This is a genomic window from Microcystis sp. M113S1 (genome assembly GCF_020246945.1).
Taxonomy (GTDB): Bacteria; Cyanobacteriota; Cyanobacteriia; order Cyanobacteriales; family Microcystaceae; genus Microcystis.
This window is the reverse complement of sequence record NZ_JADBSA010000133.1, coordinates 19,604-29,912: the sequence shown is the minus strand read 5'-3', so window position 1 is coordinate 29,912 and position 10,309 is coordinate 19,604. Positions and strand designations below refer to the sequence as shown.

At 43.3% G+C, this 10,309-nt stretch carries 12 protein-coding genes; 3 read left to right on the top strand and 9 right to left on the bottom strand.

Going from position 1 to position 10,309, the window contains the following annotated elements; all coding sequences use genetic code 11:
* Positions 1-359: 359 nt before the first annotated feature.
* Together IM319_RS06915 and IM319_RS06910 are read left to right on the top strand one after the other, a co-directional pair.
* Positions 360-869, top strand: coding sequence for a type 4 pilin (locus tag IM319_RS06915; protein ID WP_287735099.1), 510 nt, complete (start codon positions 360-362; stop codon positions 867-869).
* A complete protein-coding gene (locus IM319_RS06910) occupies positions 844-1,479 on the top strand; it encodes a pilus assembly FimT family protein (protein WP_287735098.1) in 636 nt (211 codons plus the stop codon). The genes IM319_RS06915 and IM319_RS06910 overlap by 26 nt, the downstream gene beginning before the upstream one ends.
* Positions 1,480-1,526: 47 nt before the next feature.
* Here IM319_RS06910 and IM319_RS06905 read toward each other — a convergent pair whose 3' ends face one another.
* Positions 1,527-1,928: a DUF2203 domain-containing protein gene (locus IM319_RS06905; RefSeq protein WP_287735097.1), complete on the bottom strand. Its 402-nt coding sequence runs from the start codon at positions 1,926-1,928 to the stop codon at positions 1,527-1,529.
* Positions 1,929-2,000: 72 nt separating this feature from the next.
* Between IM319_RS06905 and IM319_RS06900 the strand changes: the two genes are divergently transcribed.
* On the top strand, positions 2,001-2,282 hold the full coding sequence (locus IM319_RS06900) for a DUF6439 family protein (protein ID WP_287078208.1): 282 nt from the start codon (positions 2,001-2,003) through the stop codon (positions 2,280-2,282).
* Here the strand turns inward: IM319_RS06900 and IM319_RS06895 are convergent.
* The 8 genes from IM319_RS06895 to IM319_RS06860 all read right to left on the bottom strand — a co-directional run bounded on the left by IM319_RS06895 (position 2,279) and on the right by IM319_RS06860 (position 10,306).
* Positions 2,279-2,680 (bottom strand): ATP-binding protein, encoded by a 402-nt coding sequence (locus IM319_RS06895; protein ID WP_286823803.1) that lies wholly within the window; start codon positions 2,678-2,680, stop codon positions 2,279-2,281. The two genes, IM319_RS06900 and IM319_RS06895, sit on opposite strands and share 4 nt — an antisense overlap.
* A gap of 341 nt (positions 2,681-3,021) precedes the next feature.
* Positions 3,022-4,389: a 23S rRNA (uracil(1939)-C(5))-methyltransferase RlmD gene (gene rlmD / locus IM319_RS06890; protein WP_287687278.1), complete on the bottom strand. Its 1,368-nt coding sequence runs from the start codon at positions 4,387-4,389 to the stop codon at positions 3,022-3,024.
* 2 nt (positions 4,390-4,391) lie between these two features.
* On the bottom strand, positions 4,392-4,844 hold the full coding sequence (locus tag IM319_RS06885; protein WP_287735096.1) for a DUF29 domain-containing protein: 453 nt from the start codon (positions 4,842-4,844) through the stop codon (positions 4,392-4,394).
* A gap of 56 nt (positions 4,845-4,900) precedes the next feature.
* Positions 4,901-6,640 (bottom strand): helicase HerA domain-containing protein, encoded by a 1,740-nt coding sequence (locus IM319_RS06880; RefSeq protein ID WP_287687275.1) that lies wholly within the window; start codon positions 6,638-6,640, stop codon positions 4,901-4,903.
* 265 nt (positions 6,641-6,905) lie between these two features.
* Positions 6,906-7,817 carry a 2-carboxy-1,4-naphthoquinone phytyltransferase gene (gene menA, locus IM319_RS06875; protein WP_287735095.1) on the bottom strand — a complete coding sequence of 304 codons (912 nt, stop codon included), beginning with the start codon at positions 7,815-7,817 and terminating at the stop codon, positions 6,906-6,908.
* Positions 7,818-8,394: 577 nt separating this feature from the next.
* Positions 8,395-8,967, bottom strand: a complete 573-nt coding sequence (locus IM319_RS06870; RefSeq protein ID WP_287735094.1) for a Uma2 family endonuclease — start codon at positions 8,965-8,967, stop codon at positions 8,395-8,397.
* A gap of 46 nt (positions 8,968-9,013) precedes the next feature.
* Entirely contained in the window at positions 9,014-10,027 is a 1,014-nt protein-coding gene (locus tag IM319_RS06865) for a WD40 repeat domain-containing protein (protein ID WP_287735093.1), read from the bottom strand.
* Between the two features lie 36 nt (positions 10,028-10,063).
* A complete protein-coding gene (locus tag IM319_RS06860; RefSeq protein ID WP_287735092.1) occupies positions 10,064-10,306 on the bottom strand; it encodes a DUF5678 domain-containing protein in 243 nt (80 codons plus the stop codon).
* Positions 10,307-10,309 lie beyond the last annotated feature (3 nt).

Below are 10,309 nucleotides of genomic sequence, written 5' to 3'. Positions count from 1 at the left end.
TTCGGCCTTGAACGAGTAAAACTTTCTAGGAAATAAGGTTGAACATTGGATTTTTTCGACTTGTTCAAAGTGGCCGTCCGGCATTCGGACACTGAAAATGGACGGGTCGAAAGTGTCAGACTTAAGCAATTAAGCGTTTTTCGCTATCTGCGTCAACCCCGTTGACGCGACCACTCTAAAAAAGTGGCGTGGTGAGGAATCGCCGTCCGTTTTACGGCGGTGAGGATGTCAACTGGGTACTCTGTAGTTGAGAGCTAAAAAAAGCCAGTAGTTTTCAGGAAAAACGGGGGGGTTGAAAAGTGAAATCAAAAGGAAAGGGGATACAGTTGAAACTGCCGTCGTCCGAGTCGGGTTTCTCGATGTTAGAAGTAATCATTGCCATTTTAACTATTACCGCTTTCTTAACAGGAACCTTACAGTTAATGGCAGTGAATGCCTTATATAAAGTTCGGGCAGAAAGACAAGCTAAAGCTAACTTTTGGATTCAAGAAGACTTCGAGTATGTCAAAGCTTTAGCTTCGAGTTTAGATGTGAAATCCAGTCCTGATTATGTCAGTACAGATGTATGTACAGGAACGGAGGGTTATGCCACAGCTTTAAGAAGACAACTAACGAATACTCCCATCCCCACTACCCTCCCCACCAGTACTGACCAAGAAGTAGAGACAAGACCAATTGTCGTTAAAAACTATTCTCTCCATCGGACTTTTGATATTACTGGCCAATCGGCTAATCCCCATCGTCTCAGTATTAATTATCGAGTCGAAGCAACAGATAAAAATTCTAAAGATTACCCCAACCAAGAAAATGTTATTGCTGAAAGTTCTGTCGAGGTGATTCCCGATGCGTCGTTTAAATGTCCATCATAAAAATCAGGGTTTTACCCTGTTAGAAATTTTGGTAGCTTTGGCAATTACGGGAATTCTTGCCGCCTTAACCCTACCTAATTTATTAGCTTGGTTGAATAGCAATAGAGTCCAACAAGCCACCGATTCTATACAATCAGCCCTACAGGATGCCCAAAAACAAGCTATGCGTCGAGGGAGAATTTGCACGATTAATTTTACTAACGGGACTGGCACTAATCCCACGGTTTACTCGCAAATAAGAGCCAGTGAAGCGGGTTGTTTAGTGGCGACTAATACTAACGCGGGTTCCCTACGTCTGCCGCAGGAAGTATTTATGGTGGTGGGTAATTTTCCGAATGTTCCCACTACTAGCAGCAGCCCGGGGGTACAGTTTTCCTTTCGGGGTCATGTGCCGGATTTAGAATTTACTCCGCCGCAAAACCAAGCGATAATCGTATTATATCCCGCCGCCGCCAATACCCCCAGAGCGCCCTATCCCAACCAAGAAAGAAAATGTCTAGTTATGGCTTCTCTGTTAGGAATAGTTAAACAAGGCACTTATAACGGCAATCCTCTAGTTAGGCTCGATGCCCGTCAATGTCAAATCCGTCTGGATGGAACCCAACCCTAATCAGTACCCCACACCTCACTCCCCACACCCCACTCCTGTGCAGTTAATCACCCGCTGCAGGATCGCAGAATCCAACCCAGTAAGACTCCGATACCACCAAAGCGGACAATTTGCCAAAAAACTTCCCCCAGCAGTCCGCGACGGATTCCTTCCCAGAATAGGCGCTTTAATTCCCCTTCTTTGAGTAAATTGCTTTCTAAAATTACCTCTAATTCTTGAATCTGTTCGCGAATTTGTACCAATTCCTTTTCTAGTTCAGGTAGGGGATTTTCCCGCCATTGGGGTTCTATTTGGCTAAATTGTGCCTCTAGGTCTTTTTTTTGCTTTTCTGCTTCGCTGATCTGTCGATAACGGTCTTTTAGTGATGCGATCGCCGCTTCGACTTCTTCAATCGCTTGGGTAAATTCTGCCGATTCATCGCTAGGGTATGGGTTTTCTTCTAAGGACATGGACTCGATCCGATTACCTGCGTCTAAACTATAGTTATAGACGATTTTACGGTTTTACGAAACCTTTTGATTATGATTCCATCCCCTGTCTCCTCCTCATCTCAGACTGTTGATCATCTATCTACCCTGGAATTGGCGCGGATTTTGGCGGAACGTTTGGCGATCGCACCGATTGACTGGCATCGTCTGAAAGCCAATCGTAATGCTCGGGCCGCCGAACAATTAGGGACGGCTTTGGTGTTTTTATTAGATAATCAGCCAGAAGAAGCACTTCCTCGGCTACAACAGGCTACAGGCTGGCTCGATCGCTCAATTTCTGCTCCTCCCTGTCCTTCTCACGGTCATGGTCATTAGGTGAACCCGCGTTCCTGTTTAATTTGTTTACAAAGTTTCAGTTGGGTTCCTTTTTGATTCCAGTCAACTTGGTCGAAGATTTGATATAATATACACAGTCCTCGGCCATTTTCCGCTTCTTCGGGGGGAAAATTGGGACAATCGCAACTACAGCCATGATGGTGACAACGGGGGGTAAATCCACAACCTTCGTCGGTAATTACCCAAGAATACTCGTCTTTACTGCTGGAAAAGTGAACGACCACTGTTTTGCCTGGATCGAGATGATTGCCGTGTTTAGCGGCATTAACTAAAGCTTCTTGCAATCCTAATCTAATTTCTGGTTCTAATTCTTCGGGAATACTAGCGGTCAATAAATCTAAAATCGGACAAAGATACAAGGTGGAAGCGAAACTCATGGTGTTCCAGCTTCGTTTGCTTGTTGGCAGTGAAATAGCAATCACGCGCTTTACCTCTAGCTTTTATTCAATGACTATTCTCTTACAGAAAGATTAAGGTCTCTTAACCGTCGATCTAGATGATTGCCATACCTAATAAGTCATATTCTGCCCCTTTTCTGTCTCTGAGATGGATTAGATATTTTTTTGATTGATCTACACACCAATCGAGAATCAAGGCAGCTTTGAGCGAGTAGTTAATCAAAAAAGTAGTTGACTGGAACGGGGCTTAATATGCTATTATCCTTAACCATTGACTTTTCAGCCATAAACGGCTAGAGGATCGGGTTTTTCCCCTTATTTCATCCTACCATATTCGCTGTTTTTTGTCTAAGAAAAGCAGCGCATTCGACGTGGGGAGTTTGGGGAAAGAAATCGGCGGTTTGCACTTCTAGTAGTTGATAATCGCCTGTTTGACAGAGATATTGCAAGTCTCTGGCTAAAGTTGCACTTTGACAACTGATATAAACAATGCGTTGACTTTGCAGCTGTAACAGACTATCGAGGACAGATCGATCGCAACCTTTGCGGGGCGGATCGAGTAGAATAATGTCGGGTTTAACTGTCAGTTGCGGTAAAGTTTTTTCTACTGCCCCCAAAATAAAAGTTGTGTTGGTAATATTATTTAATTGGGCGTTAATCTTGGCTCGATCGAGGGAAAAGCTATAGGATTCTAGTCCAATCACCTCTTTAACCCGTTTAGCGAGGGGTAAAGTAAAAGTACCGATGCCACAGTAGGCATCAATAAGCATTTCTTCACCTTTAAGGTCTAATTTCTGACAAATAACCGCAAATAAGGCTTCAGCAGCCTCTGTATTAACCTGAAAAAAGGTATCGGCAGCCAATTGATAGGTTAATCCGGCGAACTTTTCGGTAATATAGTCCCTTCCGGCGATAGTTGTGGTCTGACTGCCAAAAATAGCATTACCTCGATCGGGGTTATAATTGACGGTTACACCGACTAAATTGGCGTATTTTGCCAGCCATTGCTGCGCCTGTGCCTCAATTCCCTGTAAATTATTATCGGTACTAATCAGGGTTAATAAAATTTCTCCCGTGTGGCGGCCAATTCTTAGGGATAAATGGCGTAATTGTCCTTGATGGGTCTTTTCATCGTAAATTGACCAGCCTTGCTCCTGAATGTCCTGTTTTATCTCTGCTAGAAACGGATTTAAAGCCTGATCTTGAATCGGACATTGATTGAGATTAATCAGATGATGGCTGCCGCGACGATAATAACCCGCTTGCACATTGCCGGTGGGGGAAAATCCGAGGGGATAGGTAGCTTTATTGCGATAAGCGAGGGGAGAATTACCGGTGAGGGGAGGATAAACCAAAGGCTCGGTAAAACCGCCAATTCTGGTTAATACCTCTTGTACTTGCTCTTTTTTGACCAGGCGCTGAAATTGATCCTCGATGTGTTGCCATTGACAGCCACCACATTTATCGGCGACAATGCAGCGGGGACGGATACGATGGGGAGAAGCCTGTAGAATAGTTTGTAGTTTGCCGATCGCATGACTTTTTTTGATATAGGTGATGCGAGTTTGAATGCGATCGCCAATGACCGTATCTGGCACAAAAATCACCTGTCCTCGGTATTTTCCCACACCTTCGCCCGTATGGTTGAGGTCGGTAATCTCGATCTCGATTAAATCACCTTGTTGCATAGTTAGGGAAACCAGTTTTCATCCAGGGTTTCTGCTGGGGTAATAATGACTTCTATGGGAATTTCTTGCTTGCTCAATTTCGAGACTATTTGCCTAGCTTTTCCATAACAAGAATCGAAAATTTCGAGGAGATAAGGTTTTAAACTAGGACTGTCTTCCAGCAGATCGGCAATTTGAACTCGGAAATTAATAATTGCCGCTTCCCATTTATTCGCATTATACTCTCTTTCCGTCTGCCAATAAACTAACTTGAGCAGATGAGCTAATAATTGAATTAACAAACTTTTGAGAGCGTGTCGATTATTTTTTCCCATACTTGCTAATTCCTCGATCAGATTAGTCCAGTCAACCGAGGCAAAATCCTCCTGTCGTAATTGGTTAACGGTTGTCTCGATCCATAGCTGAAAATCTCGATCGTATAAGCTTATCTTCGAGATCAATATTTGAGCGGTCATGGGAGGTAAACAGTAAAAACAATCCAACTCTATTCTACAATCAAAAATTAATTTTTCTAAAATCCTAGATCGGCTTTAGCAATTTTGGCTGCCGCTAATACTTCCTCATCGGGTAATTCTCGCCAGTCGGTCGCACCTATTTCAGCATAGAATTTTTGATCGTAGGCGCGAGTACGAATTACTACCGGCATAGGGACCGCATGACCTAAAACTAAAGCTTGTTGTTTTGAGTCTAATTTCGCTAAAACTGATCGCAAACTTCCCCCTCCAGAAACCCCTGTAAATATGGCTTCTATGTCCTTTTCATCGTTTAATAAACAGGTGATTCTTGTCCCTACCTGAGACATGACTTCGTTATCAATTCCTGAAGGTCTTTGGTCAACAATTAAGAGAGTAACAAAGTATTTTCGCATCTCTCTGGCGATGGTTCCAAAAATAGTTTGATGCACCACGGCAGAATCGAGAAATCGATGAGCTTCTTCAATGGTAATCACTAACTGTTGCGGCCGATCAACGGGGTTTTTAGTTTGTAAAAAATATTCAGCTTTTTTAACATAATTAGCATGAATCCGACGGGTGATCATATTGGTGGCTAACATATAGGAAAGCATATTACTTTGGGAGCCAAATTCAATGACAACGTGCTTACCTGCATCTAAAGCTTGTAAAACCTGATCGATATAATTGTGGGGACAAACAGTTTTTAAATATTTCAAACTATCTAGACGCATTAATTTTCTCTGGAGGGACATAATTGATCCCGCATGGCCCTGTTTTTCGGTACAGAAGATTTTAATGTCCTCGTTACTCATATTTAATAACTGAACGATCCAAGATTCTCCATACTCGTTATAGAGAATATTGGCATTATCTAAACTAGCTTCCGAGATGCCTAATTCTCGACCGATTAAACGAATATCCTCGATTTCAATCTGATTATAACTTAAGAATAATTCCTGCGCTCCTCGTACTCCCCGGCGTTTGGTAGAATCGGGATCGAGAGTATAAATTTCTACCTGTCCGGGGAATAATTGAGATAATCCTTTCACCGTAGAAACATCCTTCCCTTCTTTCATCGCTTCCCAACCGTATTCCGAGTGCATATCAAACATGAGGTTAACCCCTGCTTGTTTGCGAATAATGCCCGAAATTAGTAATCTGGTTAAAAAGGATTTTCCTGTCCCCGATTTGCCAAAAACACCGTTACTACGTTCCACAAAGCGATCGAGATTAATACATATTGGCACGTCCATGTCAAGGGGTTGACCAATGGCAAAATTCTTTCTGGTGGGGTCATCTTCCCAACCGAAAACCATGCGAAAATCCTGCTCACAAGCTTCATAAACTTGGCTAAAATGGGACGGAATAGTTTTAACTGGCAGTAATTCTAAATCGGCGCTAGTTTGGGGTTGAAAAGAGCCTAAAGAAGTGTCGGAAACTGCGGGAGAATTACCTCCAGTCGGAGTCAGAGAGACCCCGGCTTGAAAAGCCGGGGCTTCCTCTGACTTCGTAAACATGAGCATAGGCGATAGTTCAATAGTACCATAAGTACCGCTACCCGCCAAAACATCGCGCATAAAACTATCATCGGGATGGGGAGGATTCGCGATAATCCGGGGACTAGAGTTACCCAGGGAGACATCGGTGAGGAGACAGAAAAAACGCGAGCGAGTGCCTTGCACAACCAAAAACTTACCGACGCGCATATCTTCCACGGAAATATCCGGATAAAGACGGATTTCTAAACCTTCACTCAGGGAACCTTGAATAACCGATCCGAGGGGTTGTTCACTCATGCTAACCTTGATTTGTGGCGATTAATTATGAATTATGAATTATGAATGAGGAAGTGGGAAGTGTTTTCTGTGAACAGTAAACAGTAATCAGTGAACTTAAAACTCAAATCTGATAACTGATAACTGATTCAAGTCGGTTAATTTTTTTTCGGTCTATCCCGCCTAAAAATGAGGGGTTCGCAGGCAGGCACGGATTTCCATTATGAATACAAGTATAGGTCAAGTGGCGGGGTTTTGTCAAGGGGTTTAAGAAAAAAAATCTGGTTTATAAACGGGAAGAAAGGAAATAGCCAAGGGAGAAGAGAATGCCACTAAAAAAGTGAAGATTAACCGCTATAAACTTGCAGTTACTGACTAGCTGAGGTTGGTCGTGATTTTGGTTAACGTGGTGGACTAATTGCCAAGCGAAAGGGAGACTAAGGAAGATTAAAAGAGTGAGAGGGGGATAAACTTGCAGCAGGACAAAAACTACCGTTAAAACATAAACGAGAACCGTCACTACGGTTAAAACTCTAGAACCTTTTAAAGTACCCAAACGGGCAATAGGTGATTTTTTACCCGCTTTGAGATCATCGGCGACTTGATGGAAATGGGAACAAAAAAGGATGATAGAAGTGGTAATCCCGATAATAATTGAAGCCGCTAGACTAGAGAGAGAAAAAGCACCGACTTGGGAATAGTAGGAAGCGGCAATCGCCAAGGGTCCAAAAGTAAAGAAACAGATAATTTCACCTAATCCTTGATAACCGAGACGGAAGGGAGGACCTTGATAGGTATAGCCCAAAAAACAGCAGAGGGCGATTAATTCTAGGATAGTCCAATCGCCTCGCCAATAACTAATGGCAAAAATACCGGCGATGCCTAATAATAGAAAAAGATTACTCAGCCAGAAAATCAAAGATTTGTTACCGGTTAAATTAACGATCGAATGGGCCTTATTGACATCGATCCCGGTATCGGCATCAAAAACATCATTGCTGAGATTTAACCAAGCGAGAATTAAAATAGCTGAGAGGATAAAAGTGGCAAAAATCGGGGCAGAAAATAGACCTGTTTCCTGATAAGCGATCGCTGTTCCCAGAATAATCGGTATAATTGCCACACTATACATTGGTGGTTTAATGGCTGCTAACCAGAGTTTTTTGGGCGAGGGAGTGGCGACAGTATCGGTGGTCATAGTTAAATAGGGTTTGCGGCAAAAAGTTTTTCCTAGGAGTAGGGTGTAGGGTGTGGGTTTATACCCATTTTTAGGTGGTCAATTACCTAATTTTCAGGGAAAAAGTCCTTGAATTTCCCCCCCGATAACTCCAATGGCCGGCACTTTTTGATTTCAAAAAGGCCTAAAGATATTATCCAACAAGGTTTTTAGATTTATTCAGCAGACCCTAGATAGTTCCTCAAAATTGAGATGCGCCCAACCGGACAGGGCCCGTTTTAGTGTTAAACCGAAATTTTCGCTAATCTCGCCCTGAGCTTAGTCGAAGGGTTAGACTTTGGTTTTGGCTTTTTCTGGCAGTTTACCACGGGTAGCGGCACCAGCTAAACCCAGACCTGATCAACCGATAGCAGTCATAGTTCCGGGTTCAGAGGGGTCAAAAACGGCAAAAATAAGGATTAAATTGCCTAAAATCTGTAAATAGACCATTTAATTGATTATTATTGATTCTTAATTCTCCTGACTACTGACGACTGACGACCGACTCCTATTTTGATTTTTACAAGAGGTCTGATCATACCTCGGTTTTAAGGATATTTTACTCAAAAATAGAGATAAATAGACTAAAACCGGGTAAGACATCCTCCCCGCTTAAATTAGCGGGGAGTTCTATAATTTCTACGGGTTGCTGAGGACGATAAATTTCCACTTGTTGTTGTTGAGGATTAACTAGCCAACCTAATCGCAAACCACTGTGGAGATATTCCCGCATTTTAGCTTGAATTTCCGGGAGGGAATCGCTACGGGAGCGCAGTTCAATAACGAAATCGGGGCAAATAGGCGGGAATTTCTCCTGTTCTTCTCGACTCAGAGCTTGCCAACGGGTTAAACTCACCCAAGCGGCATCGGGAGCGCGATATCCGCCTTTCGGTAAACGAAAAATCGTCGCCGAACTAAAGACTTTACCCAATCGGGTTTGACGGTTCCATATACCTAAGTCAATGATAAAATCGGCCTCTCGGTTGCCGCTAATTCCCCCAACAGGTGGCATCACGATTAATTCTCCTTGAACGTTTCTTTCCAGTTGCCAATCTGGGTTAACTTGACAGAGACGGTAAAACTGCTCATCGCTGAGATTGACTGTATCTAAGTTTAAAATCACTGCTGCCATGGCTATATTTCGCCCTAGAAAACACTCTAGTCTTAATTATAGTCAATTAGATTCCCCGCCACAGTGCGATCGCACCGTCTTGATCTCCAGTGACTAACCAACGACCATCTTGACTGGCAACCATCCTTAAGATGACGTTTCCCTTCAGGGTATTCAAGTGCCGACGGGTATTAACATCCCAAAATTTGACGGTTCCATCCCCGGAGGTGCTGGCCAAAACTTTGCCCCCATCGAGCAGGGCTATATCGGTAACAGCGTCGTTATGGGCGAGAATAGTAGTGGTGCCGATGCCGCTTTTCACTTGCCAACCGCGGATCGAACCGTCTTGACTAGCAGTACCGGCGGTATTACCATCCTTGGAAAAAAGCACCCGATAAACGGGGAATAAATTACCCGCATAGGCACGAATAAAGCGACCGGTACTCACTTTCCAGAGTTTAACGAAGCCATCGTAATCGGCGCTAACAATTCCTTTACCATCGGGACTAAATGCGATCGCTTGAATGGGATGATTATGGCCGCGCAGGATTTTTAACAGTTTCCCCGTCTGAAAATCCCAGAGTTTAACTGTACGATCCCAGCTACCCGTGGCCAAGGTTTTACCATCGGGAGAAATAGCGGCATCAGTAACGAGAAAAGCATGGCCGGGATAGGTCATTTCTAATTTTCCCGTGCGCGTATTCCAGCGTTGCACTTTTCCCCCCGCATCGGCAGTTACGAAACTCTCACCATCGGGACTAAATTGGATAGCGTTAACGGTATCACCTAGTTGCCAAGTCCTGAGAGGTTTTTGAGTTTTTAGGTCCCATTCCCTGACAGTACCGTCAAAACTACCACTCAGCAGCAGGGAGTTATCGGGACTAATGGCCAAAGCATAGATGGGATCCTGATCGGCTTTTAAAATAGTAACCCGTTCGACCGTCTGCCAAGGCAGGATTTCTGCTAGGGGAGACGCTTGCGGAGTGGTGATTTTCTCTTTTTCCTGATTGACTGCACAACCACTGGATAGCAACAGTAGCAATAATAACGATAACGTCGGTTGATAAAGGGTTATTTTCATAGAATTTTGCCGTTGTCAAAATCAACTTAAACTACTTTAAACTTGAATGGGTAAAATTTGAATAGAATAACGACAACGAGGAACAAGATAAATGACAAATTCTTGATTGGTTGTGTTGGCTTGTTCCAGAACATTCTGTAAATTTTCACCGTGAGCAATCACCCCTTTTTCATTATAAGCGACGTATTGATTCTTATATAAATCAAGCACGGTGTCACGATTTTTGTTTAACCAACGTAACATTTCTTGTGCTTGTTCTTGAGAGATTGAGTCTGTCATAAT

Coding starts and splice junctions, on each gene's coding strand:
- IM319_RS06915 (WP_287735099.1), top strand. CDS start 360: ATGTTAGAAGTAATCATTGCCATTTTAACTATTACCGCTTTCTTAACA.
- IM319_RS06905 (WP_287735097.1), bottom strand. CDS start 1,928: ATGTCCTTAGAAGAAAACCCATACCCTAGCGATGAATCGGCAGAATTT.
- IM319_RS06870 (WP_287735094.1), bottom strand. CDS start 8,967: ATGGCAGCAGTGATTTTAAACTTAGATACAGTCAATCTCAGCGATGAG.
- IM319_RS06900 (WP_287078208.1), top strand. CDS start 2,001: ATGATTCCATCCCCTGTCTCCTCCTCATCTCAGACTGTTGATCATCTA.
- IM319_RS06865 (WP_287735093.1), bottom strand. CDS start 10,027: ATGAAAATAACCCTTTATCAACCGACGTTATCGTTATTATTGCTACTG.
- IM319_RS06860 (WP_287735092.1), bottom strand. CDS start 10,306: ATGACAGACTCAATCTCTCAAGAACAAGCACAAGAAATGTTACGTTGG.
- rlmD (WP_287687278.1), bottom strand. CDS start 4,389: ATGCAACAAGGTGATTTAATCGAGATCGAGATTACCGACCTCAACCAT.
- IM319_RS06885 (WP_287735096.1), bottom strand. CDS start 4,844: ATGACCGCTCAAATATTGATCTCGAAGATAAGCTTATACGATCGAGAT.
- menA (WP_287735095.1), bottom strand. CDS start 7,817: ATGACCACCGATACTGTCGCCACTCCCTCGCCCAAAAAACTCTGGTTA.
- IM319_RS06910 (WP_287735098.1), top strand. CDS start 844: ATGCGTCGTTTAAATGTCCATCATAAAAATCAGGGTTTTACCCTGTTA.
- IM319_RS06880 (WP_287687275.1), bottom strand. CDS start 6,640: ATGAGTGAACAACCCCTCGGATCGGTTATTCAAGGTTCCCTGAGTGAA.
- IM319_RS06895 (WP_286823803.1), bottom strand. CDS start 2,680: ATGAGTTTCGCTTCCACCTTGTATCTTTGTCCGATTTTAGATTTATTG.